The sequence below is a fragment of the Streptomyces sp. Inha503 genome (genome assembly GCF_047215865.1).
GTDB lineage: Bacteria > Actinomycetota > Actinomycetes > Streptomycetales > Streptomycetaceae > Streptomyces > Streptomyces lycopersici.
The window spans coordinates 7,793,091-7,810,176 of record NZ_CP178360.1; the positions used below are offsets into that span (position 1 = coordinate 7,793,091).

General features: G+C 69.7%; 19 protein-coding genes. 11 read left to right on the forward strand and 8 right to left on the reverse strand.

Annotated elements, in window-relative coordinates; all coding sequences use genetic code 11:
* Positions 1–8: 8 nt before the first annotated feature.
* From ACJX2R_RS33075 to ACJX2R_RS33090, 4 genes are read left to right on the forward strand one after another with little or no spacing between them, the layout of a single operon-like run.
* Complete coding sequence (locus ACJX2R_RS33075; RefSeq protein WP_262703613.1) at positions 9–935, forward strand: ABC transporter permease; 927 nt, start codon at positions 9–11, stop codon at positions 933–935.
* The gene (locus ACJX2R_RS33080) at positions 928–1,893 is read left to right on the forward strand and encodes an ABC transporter permease (RefSeq protein ID WP_413103113.1); all 966 of its coding nucleotides are present in this window, start codon (positions 928–930) and stop codon (positions 1,891–1,893) included. Before ACJX2R_RS33075 ends, ACJX2R_RS33080 begins: the two co-directional genes overlap by 8 nt.
* A gap of 11 nt (positions 1,894–1,904) precedes the next feature.
* On the forward strand, positions 1,905–2,963 hold the full coding sequence (locus tag ACJX2R_RS33085; protein ID WP_413103114.1) for an ABC transporter ATP-binding protein: 1,059 nt from the start codon (positions 1,905–1,907) through the stop codon (positions 2,961–2,963).
* Positions 2,956–4,113, forward strand: a complete 1,158-nt coding sequence (locus tag ACJX2R_RS33090) for an ABC transporter ATP-binding protein (RefSeq protein ID WP_262703556.1) — start codon at positions 2,956–2,958, stop codon at positions 4,111–4,113. Before ACJX2R_RS33085 ends, ACJX2R_RS33090 begins: the two co-directional genes overlap by 8 nt.
* A gap of 64 nt (positions 4,114–4,177) precedes the next feature.
* On the opposite strand, the gene ACJX2R_RS33095 is transcribed toward ACJX2R_RS33090, so the two are convergent.
* Entirely contained in the window at positions 4,178–4,603 is a 426-nt protein-coding gene (locus ACJX2R_RS33095; RefSeq protein WP_413103115.1) for an ATP-binding protein, read from the reverse strand.
* Positions 4,604–4,759: 156 nt separating this feature from the next.
* Here ACJX2R_RS33095 and ACJX2R_RS33100 point away from each other — a divergent pair, with 156 nt between their 5' ends.
* From ACJX2R_RS33100 to ACJX2R_RS33110, 3 genes are all read left to right on the forward strand, one after another.
* Positions 4,760–5,650, forward strand: coding sequence for a helix-turn-helix domain-containing protein (locus ACJX2R_RS33100; RefSeq protein WP_413103116.1), 891 nt, complete (start codon positions 4,760–4,762; stop codon positions 5,648–5,650).
* 12 nt (positions 5,651–5,662) lie between these two features.
* Positions 5,663–5,869: a DUF397 domain-containing protein gene (locus ACJX2R_RS33105; RefSeq protein WP_413103117.1), complete on the forward strand. Its 207-nt coding sequence runs from the start codon at positions 5,663–5,665 to the stop codon at positions 5,867–5,869.
* Positions 5,870–6,104: 235 nt separating this feature from the next.
* On the forward strand, positions 6,105–6,623 hold the full coding sequence (locus ACJX2R_RS33110) for a hypothetical protein (RefSeq protein ID WP_413103118.1): 519 nt from the start codon (positions 6,105–6,107) through the stop codon (positions 6,621–6,623).
* Here the strand turns inward: ACJX2R_RS33110 and ACJX2R_RS33115 are convergent.
* Genes ACJX2R_RS33115 through ACJX2R_RS33135 form a run of 5 tightly spaced genes read right to left on the reverse strand, consistent with a single transcriptional unit; the run spans position 6,613 to position 12,316 of the window.
* Positions 6,613–7,644 carry an ABC transporter ATP-binding protein gene (locus ACJX2R_RS33115; protein ID WP_413103119.1) on the reverse strand — a complete coding sequence of 344 codons (1,032 nt, stop codon included), beginning with the start codon at positions 7,642–7,644 and terminating at the stop codon, positions 6,613–6,615. The two genes, ACJX2R_RS33110 and ACJX2R_RS33115, sit on opposite strands and share 11 nt — an antisense overlap.
* 16 nt (positions 7,645–7,660) lie before the next feature.
* A complete protein-coding gene (locus ACJX2R_RS33120; protein ID WP_413103120.1) occupies positions 7,661–8,701 on the reverse strand; it encodes an ABC transporter ATP-binding protein in 1,041 nt (346 codons plus the stop codon).
* Positions 8,702–8,703: 2 nt separating this feature from the next.
* The gene (locus ACJX2R_RS33125) at positions 8,704–9,762 is read right to left on the reverse strand and encodes an ABC transporter permease (RefSeq protein ID WP_413103121.1); all 1,059 of its coding nucleotides are present in this window, start codon (positions 9,760–9,762) and stop codon (positions 8,704–8,706) included.
* On the reverse strand, positions 9,755–10,678 hold the full coding sequence (locus tag ACJX2R_RS33130; protein WP_413103122.1) for an ABC transporter permease: 924 nt from the start codon (positions 10,676–10,678) through the stop codon (positions 9,755–9,757). Before ACJX2R_RS33130 ends, ACJX2R_RS33125 begins: the two co-directional genes overlap by 8 nt.
* Before the next feature lie 3 nt (positions 10,679–10,681).
* Positions 10,682–12,316, reverse strand: a complete 1,635-nt coding sequence (locus ACJX2R_RS33135; protein WP_413106001.1) for a peptide ABC transporter substrate-binding protein — start codon at positions 12,314–12,316, stop codon at positions 10,682–10,684.
* 437 nt (positions 12,317–12,753) lie between these two features.
* Between ACJX2R_RS33135 and ACJX2R_RS33140 the strand changes: the two genes are divergently transcribed.
* Complete coding sequence (locus ACJX2R_RS33140) at positions 12,754–13,878, forward strand: epoxide hydrolase family protein (RefSeq protein WP_413103123.1); 1,125 nt, start codon at positions 12,754–12,756, stop codon at positions 13,876–13,878.
* Positions 13,879–13,944: 66 nt separating this feature from the next.
* Here the strand turns inward: ACJX2R_RS33140 and ACJX2R_RS33145 are convergent, their stop codons facing one another.
* Positions 13,945–14,490: a TetR/AcrR family transcriptional regulator gene (locus ACJX2R_RS33145; protein WP_413103124.1), complete on the reverse strand. Its 546-nt coding sequence runs from the start codon at positions 14,488–14,490 to the stop codon at positions 13,945–13,947.
* Positions 14,491–14,613: 123 nt separating this feature from the next.
* Between ACJX2R_RS33145 and ACJX2R_RS33150 the strand changes: the two genes are divergently transcribed.
* Both ACJX2R_RS33150 and ACJX2R_RS33155 read left to right on the forward strand, forming a co-directional pair.
* Positions 14,614–15,627, forward strand: a complete 1,014-nt coding sequence (locus tag ACJX2R_RS33150; RefSeq protein WP_413106002.1) for an NADP-dependent oxidoreductase — start codon at positions 14,614–14,616, stop codon at positions 15,625–15,627.
* Between the two features lie 122 nt (positions 15,628–15,749).
* Entirely contained in the window at positions 15,750–15,947 is a 198-nt protein-coding gene (locus tag ACJX2R_RS33155; RefSeq protein WP_262703567.1) for a hypothetical protein, read from the forward strand.
* Positions 15,948–15,966: 19 nt separating this feature from the next.
* On the opposite strand, the gene ACJX2R_RS33160 is transcribed toward ACJX2R_RS33155, so the two are convergent.
* On the reverse strand, positions 15,967–16,293 hold the full coding sequence (locus ACJX2R_RS33160) for a hypothetical protein (protein ID WP_413103125.1): 327 nt from the start codon (positions 16,291–16,293) through the stop codon (positions 15,967–15,969).
* A 115-nt stretch (positions 16,294–16,408) separates the two neighbouring features.
* Here ACJX2R_RS33160 and ACJX2R_RS33165 point away from each other — a divergent pair, with 115 nt between their 5' ends.
* Complete coding sequence (locus tag ACJX2R_RS33165; RefSeq protein ID WP_413103126.1) at positions 16,409–17,080, forward strand: M15 family metallopeptidase; 672 nt, start codon at positions 16,409–16,411, stop codon at positions 17,078–17,080.
* The last annotated feature ends 6 nt before the right edge of the window (positions 17,081–17,086 follow it).

Below are 17,086 nucleotides of genomic sequence, written 5' to 3' on the forward strand. Positions count from 1 at the left end.
GAGGCATGATGGGGCGCTATGTCGCCAGGCGACTGCTCCAGATGATCCCGGTCTTCATCGGGACTACTCTGATTATTTTCCTCATGGTCCACGTACTGCCCGGTGACCCCATCCGGGCGATGTGGGGCGAAAAGGCCGCCGACCCCGCGCAGGTCGCGTCTCTCCGCCATGAGTTCGGGCTGGACCAGCCCCTGTGGAAGCAGTACATCGACTACATGGTCGACCTCTTCCAAGGAGACTTCGGCAAGACCTTCGGCGGCCGTCCGGTCTCCGAGGAAATGGGGATGGCCTTCCCGGTGACGCTCCGCCTCGCGGCGGTGGCCCTCACCATCGAAATCATCGTCGGCATCGGGCTCGGTGCCTGGGCCGGTCTCAGGGCGGGCCGCGCCGCCGACACCGGCGTCCTGATCTTCACGCTGATCGTCATCTCCATGCCGGTCTTCGTCCTCGGCTACCTCGCCCGGTTCATCTTCGCCGACGAACTCGGCTGGCTGCCACCGAACGTCCAGGACTCGATGGACCTCCAGCAACTCCTGCTGCCAGGGTTCGTCCTCGCGATGCTCTCCATGGCGTATGTGGCCCGGCTGACCCGGACCACCTTCGCGGAGAACCTGCGCGCCGACTACATGCGCACCGCGCTCGCCAAGGGGCTGCCGCGCCGCCGGATCGTCGGCGTCCACCTGCTGCGCAACTCGCTGATCCCGGTCGTCACCTTCCTCGGCACCGACGTCGGCGCGCTGGTCGGCGGCGCGGTGGTCACCGAGGGCATCTTCAACGTCCAGGGCGTCGGCAACCTGCTCTTCAAGGCGCTTGGGCAGCGTGAGGGCACCACCATCGTCGGGGTCGTGACCATCTTCGTCCTCGTCATTCTCGTGATCAACCTGCTCGTCGACCTGCTGTACGCGGTCCTGGACCCGAGGATCAGGTATGCCTGACATGACCAAATCCGAGTCCGGCACGGTAGTCGACAGCGCGCCCCCGCAGGTCCGCGCGGACGCCGTCCCGGCCGCCGGCCCCGCCCCCCAGGGCAAGCCGCGCTCGCTCTGGGGCGACGCCTGGTACGAGCTGCGCCACCGGCCGCTGTTCTGGGTCTCGGCGGTGCTGCTGGTGCTGCTGCTGGCCATCGCGGCGTTCCCCGGGATGTTCACCGGGACCGACCCGCGCAACGGCGATCTGACCAACCACTTCCTGACCAAGCCCGAGCTGACCCACTTCTTCCAGGCCGACTGGTTCGGCTACGACGGCCAGGGCCGCTCCATCTACGCCCGGGTCATCTACGGCACCCGCGCCTCCATCATGGTCGGCGTCGGCGTGACCGCGGTGGTGACCCTCGTCGGCGGTCTGCTGGGCATGGTGGCCGGGTACTTCGGCGGCTGGATCGACTCGATCGTCTCCCGGATCGTCGACATCTTCTTCGGTCTGCCGTTCCTGCTCGGCTCGATGGTCGTGCTGAACGCGTTCACCGAGCGCAAGGTCTACGTCGTGATCGCGGCCCTCGCCTTCCTCGGCTGGACCACCATCGCCCGGGTGATGCGCAGTTCGGTGATCACCGCCAAGCAGGCGGACTACGTCACCGCGGCGCGGGCGCTCGGCGCCGGAACCGGCCGGATCCTGTTCCGCCACGTCCTGCCGAACGCGCTGGCCCCCACCATCGTGGTCGCGACCATCGCGCTCGGCGCCTACATCTCCGCCGAGGCCACGCTGTCCTTCCTCGGCCTCGGCCTCGCCGACCCCACCATCTCCTGGGGCATCGACATCTCCGACGCCAAGGACGCCATCCGGGACAACCCGCATGTGATGCTGTTCCCGGCCGGAATGCTGAGCCTCACCGTCTTCGCATTCATCACGCTCGGCGACGCGGTCCGCGACGCCCTCGACCCCAAGCTGCGCTGAGGAGGGCGTACGTGACCACCATCGAGAAGACCGCGGACGACGCCGTCCGCGAGGGTGCCGGAGACGACGGCACCCCACTGCTTGAAGTCCGCGACCTGCATGTGGAGTTCCACACCCGGGACGGTGTCGCCAAGGCCGTCAACGGCGTCAACTACAGCGTCCGCGCCGGTGAGACGCTCGCCGTCCTCGGCGAGTCCGGCTCCGGCAAGTCGGTGACCGCCCAGGCGATCATGGGCATCCTCGATATGCCGCCCGGGAAGATCCCGCAGGGGCAGATCCTGTTCCGGGGCGAGGACATGCTCACCATGGCGGGCGAGGAGCGCCGGAAGATCCGCGGCCGCAAGATCGCCATGATCTTCCAGGACGCGCTCTCGGCGCTGAACCCGGTGCTCTCCGTGGGCTATCAGCTCGGCGAGATGTTCCGGGTCCACCAGGGCCTGTCCAAGAAGGAGGCCAAGGCCAAGGCCATCGAGCTGATGGACCGGGTCCGCATCCCGGCGGCCAAGGAGCGGGTGAGCGACTATCCGCACCAGTTCTCCGGCGGTATGCGCCAGCGCATCATGATCGCCATGGCGATGGCGCTGGAGCCGGACCTGATCATCGCCGACGAGCCGACCACCGCGCTCGACGTGACCGTCCAGGCCCAGGTGATGGACCTGCTCGCGGAGCTCCAGCGCGAGTACCACATGGGTCTGATCCTGATCACCCATGACCTGGGCGTGGTGGCGGACGTCGCCGACAAGATTGCCGTGATGTACGCGGGCCGGATCGTCGAGACCGCCCCCGTCCACGAGCTCTACAAGCGCCCGGCCCACCCCTACACCCGCGGTCTGCTGGACTCCATCCCGCGCCTGGACCGCAAGGGGCAGGAGCTCTACGCGATCAAGGGGCTGCCGCCCAATCTGCTCAAGATCCCGACGGGCTGTGCCTTCAACCCGCGCTGCCCCAAGGCGGAGGACATCTGCCGCCGGGACGTCCCCGCCCTGGTGCCGGTCACCGAGCAGGACGGCACGGAGCTGCCGGGCCGCGGCAGCGCCTGCCACTTCTGGAAGGAGACCATCCATGGCTGACCCCGAGAAGAACGAGAAGGCCATGGAACCGGCCGCGGACGCCACCCCCAACGTCACGGAGGTGGAGACGGTCGACGCGGCCACCGAGGACGAGGCGGTCGCCGCGCTCGAGGCCAAGGTCGACCGCGGTGAGCCGATCCTCCAGGTGCGCAATCTGGTCAAGCACTTCCCGTTGACCCAGGGCATCCTCTTCAAGCGGCAGATCGGCGCGGTCAAGGCGGTCGACGGCATCTCCTTCGACCTCTACCAGGGCGAGACCCTCGGCATCGTCGGCGAGTCCGGCTGTGGCAAGTCCACCGTCGCCAAGCTGCTGATGACCCTGGAGACCGCCACCGCGGGCGAGGTCTTCTACAAGGGCCAGGACATCACCCGGCTGTCGGGCCGCGCGCTGCGGGCCGTACGCCGCAACATCCAGATGGTCTTCCAGGACCCGTACACCTCGCTCAACCCCCGGATGACGGTGGGCGACATCATCGGGGAGCCCTTCGAGATCCACCCCGAGGTGGCACCCAAGGGCGACCGCCGCCGCAAGGTCCAGGAACTCCTGGACGTCGTGGGCCTCAACCCCGAGTACATCAACCGCTACCCCCACCAGTTCTCCGGCGGCCAGCGCCAGCGCATCGGCATCGCGCGCGGCCTCGCCCTCAACCCGGAGATCATCATCTGCGACGAGCCGGTCTCCGCGCTCGACGTATCCGTCCAGGCACAGGTCATCAACCTGATGGAGGGCCTCCAGGACGAGTTCAACCTGTCCTACATCTTCATCGCCCACGACCTGTCCATCGTCCGGCACATCTCCGACCGGGTCGGCGTGATGTACCTGGGCAAGATGGCCGAGATCGGCTCCGACACCGAGATCTACGACCACCCGACGCACCCCTACACCCAGGCGCTGCTGTCGGCCGTCCCGGTCCCGGACCCCGAGTCGCGCGAGGGCCGCGAACGCATCATCCTCACCGGCGACGTCCCCTCCCCGGCCAACCCGCCCTCCGGCTGCCGCTTCCGCACCCGCTGCTGGAAGGCCGAGGACAAATGCGCCAAGGAGGTCCCCCTCCTCGCCATCCCCGAGCGCTTCGCCGGCACGGATTCGCCTGCGGCGCACGAGTCGGCGTGCCACTTCGCCGAGGAAAAGGACGTGGTCCACGCCTAGCATCACCGCGTGGGCCGCAGTCGAACGACGAGGGCCGCCCGGACCGGGCGGCCCTCGTCGTCGTTCAGGAGGCAGCGGTGGGCGGGTTCAGCGTGAACCATACGGCCTTGCCGGTGACGCCCGCGTCCTTGTCGGTGTAGTCGTGCACACCCCAGGTGTCGGAACACGACTCGACGAGCGTGAGCCCGCGCCCGCCTTCGTACTCGGTGTTCGCCGCCACCGGCTGCGGCAGCCCGCAGCCGGAGTCCCATACGGTGACCCGGAAGTCGGACGGCGTCGGCTCCCAGTCCATGCTGACGTACGCGTCGGTGGTGGTGTTCCGGTACGCGTTGGTGACCAGCTCCGACACGAGCAGTTCGGCCGTGTCCACGATGCAGTCGAGCCGCGCCGCCCGGAGGACATGGCGGATGGTGGCTCGTACGACGCCCACGGCGCGTGGGTCGTGGGGAATGAACAGGCCGTAGGACCAGGGCTCTTCGGGCGTGCGCATGGGGCAGCCTCCAGGTGAGTGCCTACTGTGACTGGCGCCATACGTAAGGTAGCGGCTGTGGGATTACAACTACAACCTGTGGCCTGAGGTGTGATAGCGGAGTGGACGCGTCCAGCCACGGTACGCAACACTCGCCTCCCGGAGAGGGGAGTTCACGTGGGGCTGAGAGCGAATCCCACCTACCGGCAGCGCCGGTTCGGCGCGGAAGTGCGCAAGCTGCGCGAGCGAGCCGGGCTGACTGTCGGGGAGGCGGCACGCCTGATGGAGATGCACAGTCCACATCTGAGCAACGTCGAGGCGGGGCGCACGAGTCTGTCGGCCGAGCGGCTCGGCATGCTGGCGCGGGCAGTGGAGGGTACAACTGCAACCTTCTTGGCCGCCTTGCAGGCGATGGGGCAGGAGTCCGGACGCGGTTGGTGGAGTGACTACCGCAAGGTGCTCGGGGCGTCTCATGTGGACCTCGCCGAGCAGGAGTCCGGGGCTCAGGCCCTGTGCAACTACGAGCTGTTGTTCATTCCCGGGCTTCTCCAGACCCGGGAATACGCCACGGCGGTCCACGGCAGCGGCTTCTCGGAAGCCGTACGCGAAGTGCAGGACCGGGCGATCGAGTTCAGGCTGCGGCGCCAGCTGGTCTTGTCGGGCGACCTGTCTCCCCGCTTTCACGCCATCATCCACGAGGCGGCGCTGCGTGTCCTCTACGGAGGCCGCACGGTGATGCGCGATCAGCTACTGCGGCTCATTCAGTCATCGCGGCTGCCGAACGTCACCATCCAGATCGTGCCCATCGACAACGAGGGAAGCGCGGCCTTCAGCCACCCCTTCATGCTGATCGAACCGAGCGTGGCGGAGTTGAGTACAGTGCTCGTGGATCAGTTCGGCGGATCCGAGTTCCTTGACGACTTGGACGCGGTCACCGATTACCGGCAGTCCTTCCAACGGCTGAGCGAGCTGGCCCTGCCATCCGTGGATGCCGAAGCCGCGCCGGAGGCCCGGACCGGGAAAGATTCGCTCGGACTCCTCCAGCACATCCTGTATCCCCTGCTCTAGGAGAAGGCCCGAATGTCTCCCCTTCAGTGGCGCAAGTCCAGCTTCAGCACCGGCGACGCAGCCAACTGCGTCGAACTCGCCGCCGACTCCGTCGGCACCTCCCATCTCCGCGAGAGCGACGACCCGGAGGTCGTCATATCCACGACTCCCGCCGCGCTGCGCGCGTTCCTGCGGGCCGCGAAGGCGGGGACACTGGACCGCCCTTCCCAAAGTACTTGATCTGGCGCAACTAATTTGTCAAACGTTTTCGAGAGGGGTACCCCACCCCCCGGCGAACCGGAGCCGGTCCGGCGGTCCGGCGACGGCCTCGGCCCCCGAGCGTGGGCGCCGCCACCGACGGGCACCCCCGCCAGCCGGCGCCCGGCGACGGCGCTCCGCCCCCCACCCCCCGACCCATGCTCAAATGCGCCGAAGGCGCGAGACGGCGCCGCGCCGGGCCTCGTAGGGTCGTGGCATGACCGCCCCTAACCCACCGGTCTATCAGGAGTACTACACCCGCACCCCTTTCCAGTTCTTGACGGGCGCCGGGTGGAAGCGGCTGGTGGCCTTCCGGGCCGATGAGTCCGGCGTCACCCTGGGCGGCGCCGCATTGCGATACCACCGGTTCCTCGCCGTCGTTCCGTGGCGGGACATCGAAGCCGTCGTGGTGTGGGCCACGCAAATGCCCACGGAGAAGCCGGTACAGCACATAGGTCTGAAGCTGCGGCCGGGCGTTCCCGCCCTTCCCGGCCCCAACCGGAAGCTCACCCCGCAGTTCGCTGCTGGTTTCGCACCGCACCTTGAGTACGAGGTCGTCAGGAACAGTCGGCGCATCGTCCTCTGGAAGGTCGATCAGGCCCGGCTCACCGCCGCACTCCAGGCGTTCGCCCCCCAAGTTCAGCTGCGAGTCCACCCGGTGCACCGGGAACGACCAGGGCAGGGCGGCGGGCTGGCGCCCGGATCCGGCGCGAGCATATTCGACATCATGCCCTGACCTCCGCGCGCTCCTCCGCGAAGTGGCACGCCGATGGATGCGCGGCCGCTCCCGGCAGGCCCGGCGGGACCGTCAGCACCGGCACTTCCACCGCGCAGCGGTCCTGGGCCTTCCAGCAGCGGGTGCGGAAGCGGCAGCCCGAGGGCGGGTTGGCCGGGGAGGGGACGTCGCCGGTGAGGAGGATGCGGGTCCGGGCCTCGCGCGACTCCGGGTCGGGGACGGGGACGGCCGACAGCAGGGCCTGGGTGTAGGGGTGCGTCGGATGGTCGTAGATCTCTCGGCCGGTGCCCGTTTCGGCGAAGCGGCCCAGGTACATCACGGCCACCCGGTCTGAGATGTGGCGGACCACCGACAGGTCGTGGGCGATGAAGATGTAGGACAGGTTGAACTCGTCCTGTAGGGCCTCCATCAGGTTGACCACCTGTGCCTGGACCGAGACATCCAGCGCCGACACCGGTTCGTCCGCGACGATGATCTCCGGCCGTAGCGCCAGACCCCGGGCGATGCCAATGCGCTGGCGCTGGCCGCCGGAGAACTGGTGGGGGTAGCGGTTGATGTGTTCCGGGTTCAGCCCCACCACGTCCAGGAGGCCCTGGACCGCCCGCCGTCGGTTGCCCTTCGGGGCCGCCTCGGGGTGGATCTCGAAGGGCTCCCCGATGATGTCGCCCACCGTCATCCGGGGGTTGAGCGAGGTGTACGGGTCCTGGAAGACCATCTGGATGTTGCGGCGTACGGCCCGCAGGGCCCGGCCCGACAGCCGGGCGATGTCCTCGCCCCGGTAGTGGATCGTCCCGGCCGTCGGCCGTTCCAGGCTGACCAGCAGCTTGGCGACGGTGGACTTGCCGCAGCCGGACTCGCCGACGATGCCCAGGGTTTCCCCGTGCCGCAGGGTGAAGGAGACCGTGTCGACCGCCCGGACCGCGCCGATCCGCCGCTTCACCAGCACCCCCCGCGTCAGCGGATAGTGCTTGGCGAGGTCGCGGACCTCGAGGACCGGCTCGGCGGTCCCGGTCTCGGGCATTGCCTCAGGCATTGCCTCACGCATTGACGGCGTCGAGGGCATCGAGTTCGTCCTTCCAGAAGTGGCAGGCGCTGGTCCGCCCGCCCGCGGCGCCCGTTCCGGCGTCCGCCGACACCTCGTACAGCGGCGGCCGTTCGACGCGGCAGACCGCCTGGGCGCGCGGGCAGCGGGGGTGGAAGGGGCAGCCGGGGGGCAGGGCGAGCGGGCTGGGCGGCGCGCCCTTGATCGCGTAGAGCCGTTCGCCGCGGTGGTCCACGCGCGGTACGGAGTCCAGCAGTCCGCGGGTGTACGGGTGGGCGGGGCGGCGGTAGAGGTCGCGCACCGGCGCGGTCTCCACGATCCTCCCCGCGTACATCACGGCGATGGTGTCGGCCACGTCCGCGACCACGCCCAGGTCATGGGTGATGAGGACGAGCCCCATCGCGTACTCCCGGCGCAACTCCGCGAGCAGCTCCATGACCTGGGCCTGGACGGTCACGTCCAGGGCCGTGGTCGGCTCGTCGGCGATGATCAGGTCCGGCTCCAGCGCCATCGCCATGGCGATCATGATGCGCTGGCGCATCCCGCCGGAGAACTGATGCGGATAGTCCCCGGCCCGCTGCCCCGCCGCCGGGATACGGACCCGGTCCATCAGCTCGACCGCCCGCCGCCGGGCGTCCTTGCGGGACATCCCGCGGTGCACCTCGTACATCTCGGCGAGCTGGGCGCCCACGGGAACCACCGGGTTGAGGGCGGAGAGCGCGTCCTGGAAGATCATCGCCATCGCGGCGCCCCTGATCCGGCGGCGCTCCTCCGCGCCCATCGCCAGCAGGTCCCGCCCCTGGAACAGCACCTGGCCGCCGGTGATCCGGCCGGGCGGGGAGTCGAGGATGCCCATGATCGCCTGGGCGGTCACGGACTTGCCGGAGCCCGACTCGCCCAGCACGGCCAGCGTCCGACCGGCGTCTACGGCGTACGAGACACCGCCGACGGCCTCGGCGATCCCGTCCCGGGTGCGGAATTCCACGCGCAGGTCCCGGACGTCCAGCAGCCGGGCCGCCATGGCCAGCGCAGCCATGGCTAACGCAGCTTGGGGTCGAGGGCGTCGCGCACCGCGTCGCCGAGCATGATGAACGCGAGCACCGTGATGGACAGCGCCCCGGCCGGCCACAGCAGCATATGCGGGGCGTTGCGGATCTGGGTCGCGGCCGAGGAGATGTCGATGCCCCAGGAGACGGTGGGCGGTTTGAGCCCCACGCCGAGGAACGACAGCGTGGCCTCCAGCGAGATGTAGGTGCCCAGCGCGATGGTCGCGACGACGATCACGGGGGCCACGGCGTTGGGCGCGATATGGCGCAGCAGCGTCCGGCCGCTGCCGGCGCCGAGCACCCGCGCCGCCTGGACGTAGTCGTGTTGCTTGACGGTCACCACCGAGCCGCGCGCGATCCGGGAGATCTGCGGCCAGCCCAGCAGCACGATGAAGCCCACCACCGGCCAGACCGAGCCGCTGGTGACCACCGACAGGAAGACCAGCCCGCCCAGCAGGATCGGGATGCCGAAGAAGACATCGGCGATGCGCGATAGCAGCGCGTCCCACCAGCCGCCGAAGTACCCGGCGAGCCCGCCCAGCACGCTGCCCAGCAGCGCCGCGCCGAGGGTGGCGCAGATGCCGACGGTGATGGAGGCACGGGCGCCGTAGACCGTGCGGGTGTAGACATCGCGGCCCTGGAGGTCGTAGCCGAAGGGGTGACCGGGGGCCGGGCCGTCCTGCGCCTTGGCCAGGTCGCCGTGGTACGGGTTTCCGCTCGCGATCAGCTGCGGCCAGATCGCGATCACGACGAGGAAGAGGATGATCAGCGCGGAGACGACGAAGATCGGGTTGTGGCGCAGATCGTCCCAGGCGTCCGTCCACAGCCCGCGTCCGGTGGGCGCGGCCGGTCCGCCGGAGCGGTGGGCTCCGCCGGAGCGGCGGCCGGGCTCCCCGCGCCAGGGGAGGGTGAGGCGCCGTGGGCCGCGCCGTGGCCCGCCCTTCAGGCTCTGTGGGCCGGAGGCGGCGGGGTCCACCGGACCGCCGCCGCCCCCGCCGGCCGGTGCGATCGCCTCGGTCATGTCATAGCGCGTGTCAAAGGGCTCAGGCATACCGGATCCTCGGGTCGAGCACGGCGTAGAGGAGGTCGACGAGCAGATTGGCGAGCAGGAAGACGATCACCAGGATGGTGACGAAGCCGACGACGGTCGGCGAGTTCTGGCGCAGGATGCCCTGGTAGAGCTGGTAGCCCACGCCGTGGATGTTGAAGATCCGCTCGGTGACGATCGCCCCGCCCATGAGCGCGCCGATGTCCGTGCCGATGAAGGTCACCACCGGGATCAGCGAGTTGCGCAGCAGATGGCGGGTGACGATCCGGTGGCGCGGCAGCCCCTTGGCGACGGCGGTGCGGACGTAGTCGGCGCGGGCGTTCTCCACGATGGAGGTACGGGTGAGGCGGGTGGTGTACGCGAGCGAGACCAGCCCCAGCACCACCCCGGGCAGCAGCAGTTCGTTCAGCGGCGCATCCGGGGAGACCGACGGCCTGGCCCAGCCCCACGTCACGCCGAACAGATACTGGAGCACCGTGCCGCTGACGAACGTCGGGACGGAGACCACGACGAGGGTGAGCAGCAGCACCGAGGTGTCGAGGCCCCGGCCCCGGCGCAGCCCGCTGAGGACGCCCAGGGTGAGGCCCAGCGCCAGCTCGAAGGCGACCGCGACGAGGGTGAGCCGGAAGGTGACCGGGAACGCGCTCGCCATCAGCTCGGTCACCGGCTGCCCGTTGAAGGCCGTACCGAAGTGGCCGCCGAAGATCTGCCCCATGTAGTGCGCGTACTGCCGCCACACCGGCTCATCCAGATAGAGGTCCTTACGGATCCGGGCGGCGGTGGCGGGGTCGGGGGCCTTGTCGCCGAAGAGCGCGGCCACCGGGTCGCCGAGCGCGTACACCATGAAGAAGATCAGGAAGGTGGAGCCGATGAAGACCGGGATCATCTGCGCGAGCCGCCGCAGCGTATAGCGGCCCATGGCTCAGCCGACCCTGATCTGCGAGTAGACCGGCACGCTGAACTGATTGAGCGCCACCTCGCTGAGCCGCCGCGAATAGCCCGCGCTGCCGTTCTGGTACCACAGCGGAATCGCGGGCATCTGCTCGGCGAGGATCTTCTCCGCGTCCCGGAATCCGGCGATGGCCCGGCCGTCGGCGGAGGCGGCGTTGGCCTGGTTCACCAGCCGGTCGAAGCCGGTGTCGCTGAAGTGGCCGTCGTTGGAGGAGGCGTCGGTGTAGTACAGCGGCTGGAGGAAGTTCTGGATCAGCGGATAGTCCATCTGCCAGCCGGCCCGGAACGGCCCGGTCATCTTCTTCCCCGCCATCTTGTTGCGGTAGTCGGCGAAGGTGCCGACCGGTCTGCCGACACAGGCCCGGTCGTTCCGCAGCACGGTGTTGACGCTGTTGCAGACCGCGTCCACCCAGTCCTTGTGGGAGCCGGTGTCGGCGTTGTACGTGATGGTCATCCGGCCGCCGGGCAGCCCGCCGCCCGCCTTGATCAGCTTGCGTGCCCGGACCGGGTCGTAGCGGCAGGCGTCCCCGCACAGCCCCGGCTGATAGCCGCCCTGGCGGCGCAGCACCGGCGAGGTCCAGTCGGTCGCGGGGGTGCGGGTGCCCTGGAAGATCCGCTCGGTGATCTGCGCGCGGTTGATCGCCATGGAGATGCCCCGGCGGACCTTGGCCTTCGCCGGGCCGCTCCAGGTGCGGTCGTACATCGGGAAGGTGAGGGTCTGGATGATCCCGGCGGGCTGGTTGATGTAGCGGTTGCCGAGGTCGGAGCGGACGAACTTCAGCTGCTGCGCCGGGACATCGTCGACCAGGTCGAGATTGCCCGCCTGGAGATCGGTGTAGGCGGTGTTGCTATCGGTGTAGACGCGTAGGTCGACGCCTTTGTTACGGGCCTTGTCCGGGCCGGGGTAGCCGTCCCAGGCGCGCAGCTTCATCACCGAGCCCTTGGCATACGACCGCACCTGGTACGGGCCGTTGCCGATGGGCTTCCTCAGCCAGGCGGCGTGGTCCTCGAAGAACGCCCGGGGCAGCGGCACATAGGCGTTGTAGCCGAGGGTCTTGGGCCAGGTGGAGAACTTCTGGGTGAGCCGGACGGTGAAGGTCCGGTCGCTCCTGACCCGCAGTCCGGAGAGGGCCTTGGCGGTGGGGGCGCCGCCGGAGGCGGGGTGGACCTTGTCATAGCCCTCGATGTACTCGAAGAAGTAGGCGTTGCGCTGCTTGTGGTCGATCCGGGCGCCGTAGTTCCAGGCGTTCACGAAGGACGCGGCGGTGACCTTCTCCCCGTTGGCGAACCGCCAGCCCTTCTTGAGGGTGATGGTGTAGTTCCGCTGGTCGGCGCTCTCGATCCGTTCCGCAAGCGCGTTCTTGGCCTCACCGGTCCTCGGGTCGTAGCGCTTGAGGCCACGGAAGATCATGTCGAGGACCTTGCCGCCCTGGACGTCATTGGTGTTGGCGGGCTCCAGCGGATTGGGGGGATCGCCCCAGGAGGAGCGGACGACACCGGCGTCGGAGCCGCTGTCCCCGCCGCCGCAGGCGGTCACGGCGGTCGCGGTGGTCGCGGCCGCCACGATCAGGACGACGGCACGCACACTTGAATGCCGGGCGTGCATGGGGTGCCGGGCACGCAGGGAATACGGGGCTCCGCGACGCATGGCGCCTCCCGACGATCCGGTCCAAGATCGGCCTTAGGCCCATCTGACATCCGCTGGGGCGGCGGCGCACGTCGATGACCGCTGTCCGGGGTGGCGGGGCCGGAGGTGGGGGAGGTTTGGTGAAGCGCGAGCCGAGCGGTACGTCCCTCGCTCGGCAAGCGCTTTCTCGAACACTTTCCCGTATCAACAGGCTCCCCTTCAAGCCCTGTTACCGAAGATTTCATCGCTTCACGCCCGCCTCGGAGAGCACCGGCGCCGCAGAGCGTTCCCCCCGGCCCTACAAGGCGAACGAACCGCCGCTCGCCGCTCGCCGCTCGCCGCTCGCCGCTCGCCGCTCGCCGCCCGCCGGGCGTCGCGGACACTCCCCGTCCGCGACCGCGCCTACCGTGCGGCCCATGGAGATCCGTCCCTTCCGCATCGCCGTCCCCGAAGCCGACCTCGACGATCTGCGCCGACGCCTGGAACGCACCCGCTGGCCGGAGCGGCTCCCGGGCGCCGACTGGTCCGACGGGGCATCGCTCGACCATGTCCGCGAGCTGGCCGCGTACTGGGCCACCGGGTTCGACTGGCGGGCGCGAGAGGCGCGGTTGAACGCGTTTCCGCAGTTCACGACCGAGATCGACGGGCAGCGGGTGCATTTCCTCCAGGTCCGTTCGCCCGAGCCGGATGCCCTACCGCTGCTGATCACCCATGGCTGGCCCGGTTCGATCGCGGAGTTCACCGAGGTCATCGGCCCGCTGACCGATCCGCGTGGCCATGGCGGCGACCCGGCCGACGCCTTCCACGTCGTCATCCCGTCCCTCCCCGGCTTCGCCTTCTCCGCCCCGCCGCGCGAGCCAGGGTGGGGCATCCGCCGCATCGCCACCGCCTGGACGGAGCTGATGGGGCGCCTGGGGTACGAGCGCTACGGCACACAGGGCGGCGACTTCGGTTCGCTGATCTCCCCCGAGGTGGCCCGGGTGGCGCCGTCGCGGGTCGTCGGCGTCCATGTCAACGCCCTGGTGACGGCGGGGTCGGCCGACGCGGCCGATCCGGAGGAGCTGACCCCGGCCGAGCGCTCACGCCTCACCGGGCTCGAACGCTGGCGCCGCGAGCTGTCCGGCTACGCCGCCATCCAGGGCACCCGCCCCCAGACCCTCTCCTACGGCCTCGCCGACTCGCCCGTCGGCCAACTGGCCTGGAACGTGGACTGGTTCGCCGCCCACGGCGACAAGCCCGATGCCCTCGACCGCGACGCGGTGCTGACGAACGTCTCCCTGTACTGGTTCACCAACACGGCGGGCCCCTCCGCCCGCCTCTACAAGGAGGCAGCCTCGGCCTGGGGTGCGTCCCCCGGGCGCTCCGGGGTCCCCACCGGCGTCGCGGTCTTCCGGAGCGACAGCGCGATCCGCCGCCTGGCCGAGCCATGGCATGCGATCACCCGCTGGTCGGAGTTCGAGACGGGCGGCCATTTCGCGGCGATGGAGGTCCCGGAGCTGCTGGTGGGTGACGTACGCACGTTCTTCCGCGACCTGCGCTGACCTGCGCTGACCTGCACTGACCTGCGCTGACCGGTGCTGACCGTGGCGAGACCGGCCTCGGGAACGTCATTTCGTCAGGATCGCGCTCGCGACGACGTCGAAGAGGTGATCGGCGCGTGGCGCGAGCGAGGGCTGGTCGCCGAGCCATGCGAGCGCCGCGATCAGCGCGAAGAGATCGGTGCCATCGATGTCCGTCCGCGCCATGCCCACGGCCTGGGCGCGGGTGAGCAGCCGTGTGCCGGCCGCGCGCAGGGTGACGCACGAGGCGTGGAGTGCGGATTCGGTGTCCTCGATGGCGGCTGCCATCAGCACGGTCACGCCCCGGTATTCGGTTGTCCATGCGACGCAGTCGCGCAGCCATGACACCAGCGCGTCCTCGGGCGAGCTCGACGTTTCGAGCTCGTCCGCCTTCGCCGTCATCTCGTCGAAGCTCGTGTGGAGCAGGGCCTCGAGCAGCGCTTCGCGCGTCGGAAAGTGGCGGAGCAGCGTCGCGAGCCCGACACCGGCCCTGCGCGCGATGTCGCGCAGCGACGCGTCGACGCCCTGCTCGGCGATGACGGTGCCCGCGACTGCGAGCAGGTGGTCACGGTTCTTCCTGGCGTCGGCCCGCATCTGCCCCTCTTGACTATCCGGCTTGACTATCCGGATCAGTGGTCCATATATTCGGATCAGTGGTACGGATATATGGACCACTGATCCGATCAGCGTATCCCCTGGCAGAGGCGGGAGAAAATGATGCCGACACACACGATGAGAGCGATCCGGCTGCATGAGTTCGGCGGCCCCGAGGTGCTGCGTTACGAGGAGGCGCCGGTTCCGGAACCGGCGCCGGGTGAGGTGCTCATCCGTGTGCACGCGGTCGGCATCAACCCTCCCGACTGGTACGCGCGCGAGGGGATGCCCAACGTGCCTCCCGAGCTCAAGCCCCCGTTCCAGCTCCCCCTGATTCCGGGGACCGACGTCTCGGGCGTCGTGGCAGCCGTCGCCGACGACGTCAACGGCTTCGCGGCCGGAGACGAGGTGATCGGCCTGCTGCGCTTCCCCATCGCTCTCCAGGGCGGCGGGTACGCCGAGTACGTCACCGCGCCGGCGTCCGACCTCGCCCGCAAGCCGGCCGCCGTCGATCATGTGCACGCGGCCGCGTTGCCCATGTCGGGGCTGACGGCGTGGCAGTTCTTGATCGAGCTCGGGCACGACCACCCCTCGCCGTTCCAAGCGGCCCGGCACCGCCCGATGGCCCTCGACGGCGAGACCACGGTGCTCATCAACGGCGCCGCCGGTGGCGTGGGCCACCTCGCCCTCCAGCTGGCCAAGTGGAAGGGGGCCCGCGTCATCGCCGTGGCCTCCGGGGCCCACGAGACGTTCCTGCGCGAGCTCGGCGCCGACGAGTTCATCGACTACACCAAGGAGCGGCCCGAGGAGGTCGCCCGTGACGTCGATCTCGTCCTGGACACCGTCGGGGGCCCCGACAGCAGGCGCTTCCTGCGCACCCTCAAGCGCGGCGGATCCCTCTACCCGGTGTACTTCGGCGAGTTCGACGACGAGGAGAACGCGAGGCTGGGCGTCACGGTCACGGCCACCCAGGTCCGCTCGAACGGCGCGCAACTCGCCGAACTGGGCCTCCTGCTCGACGCGGGTACGGTTCGCGTCGCGGTGGACAGCACGTTCCCGCTCGCGGACGCCCGAGCCGCGCACGAACGCGCCGCCCGAGGGCATATCCAAGGCAAGATCGTGCTCACGGTCGCCTAAGAACGAGCCGAGCCGTACGGACGCGCGGCGAAGGCGGGGGCACCGCTCCTCGGGAGGGGTCCCGGGCGGTCCCGAGGAGGATGGGCCGCCCGTAGCCGAGGTGACCGTAAGGAAGTTCCGCCATGACCCCCGTACAAGTCGACTGGCTGTCCATCGTGCTCGGCCCCCTCGCCCTCATCGCCCTGGCGTTCGCCTTCTCCGCGCAGCGCTCGGCGGTCAAGCGGGGCGAATCCATGCCTGGCTGGGGCAAGGCCGCGCAGGGCGTGGGAATCGCCTTTGTGCTGTTCGTGGCGGTGTCCAACATGATGTGGGGTACATGAGGGGCGTGGCGGCACGCCCTCAGACCCGCTGCACGGCCACTCGCTTGCCTCGGCCGCCGAGCCGGTCGAGCAAATGCCGGATGTCGTCGGGGTCGGAGCCGCCGTCCGCTACCGGCCTCGTGACCGTGTCCATGAAGTCATCCACCCACGCCTGTTCCTCCGGGGTGGGTGGGCCGGTCTCCGCCAGCACCTCTTCCGCCGCGATCAGCCCTGCCTCGATCTTGGCCGCGCGCTCGGCCGCGTGCGAGAGCCAGGCCGAGACGCTCATGCCCTCGCGATCCGCCGCCTCCTTGGCGGCGCTCAAGGTCTCGCTCGGGATCGTGATCGTGACACCTTCGAGGCTCATACCGGCGATCATGCGGGCGGACCACCCATTCCGGATGCCTGTGGACGGTGGTTCATCCGAACGAGGGGACGGGCAGATTGTGGGACGGCCCACCGGCGCCTGTGAGGAGAGCCCCATGGTCAGCTCGCCCTTCCCGGAAGACCAGCGGATCGTCCTGATCGGTGACCCACGGGTCAGGGCGGTGCCGGTGCGCGAATGCGGTGAACCGCTGGTCGACTGCCGGGGGCGGATGCGCGTGGACGGCCGGCGGGCCGATCCGGCGGGGCACTTCGCACGCCTCAGGGCCGGAGTCGCCGAACGCATCGAGCGGGCCGAGCGACTGCTGCCGGACGACTGGCGGTGGTTGCTGGTCGAGGGCTACCGGCCCCCGGCGCTCCAGCGGGAGATCTTCGATGGCTACGCGGCCACGCTGCGGAAGCTGGATCCGGGCGCCGACGAGGAGCGGATCCGGACGGCGGCCAGCCGCTGGTGCGCCCCGGCGGAGACGGCCGGACACGTCGCCGGGGCGGCGATCGACCTCACCGTATGCACGCGGGACGGTACGGAGATCGACATGGGCAGTCCGGAGGCCGCGACCCCGGAGGAGAGCGACGGGGCCTGCTACACCCACGCCCCCAGCCTGTCCGGACGGGCCCGCGAGAACCGGGCGTTGATGATCGAGGCGCTGTCCTCGGTCGGCATGGTCAACTACCCCACCGAGTGGTGGCACTGGTCGTACGGCGATCGCTACTGGGCCTGGTCCACGGCCGCCCCCACCGCCGTCTACGGGCCCGTCCCGGAGCCCTGACGGGCC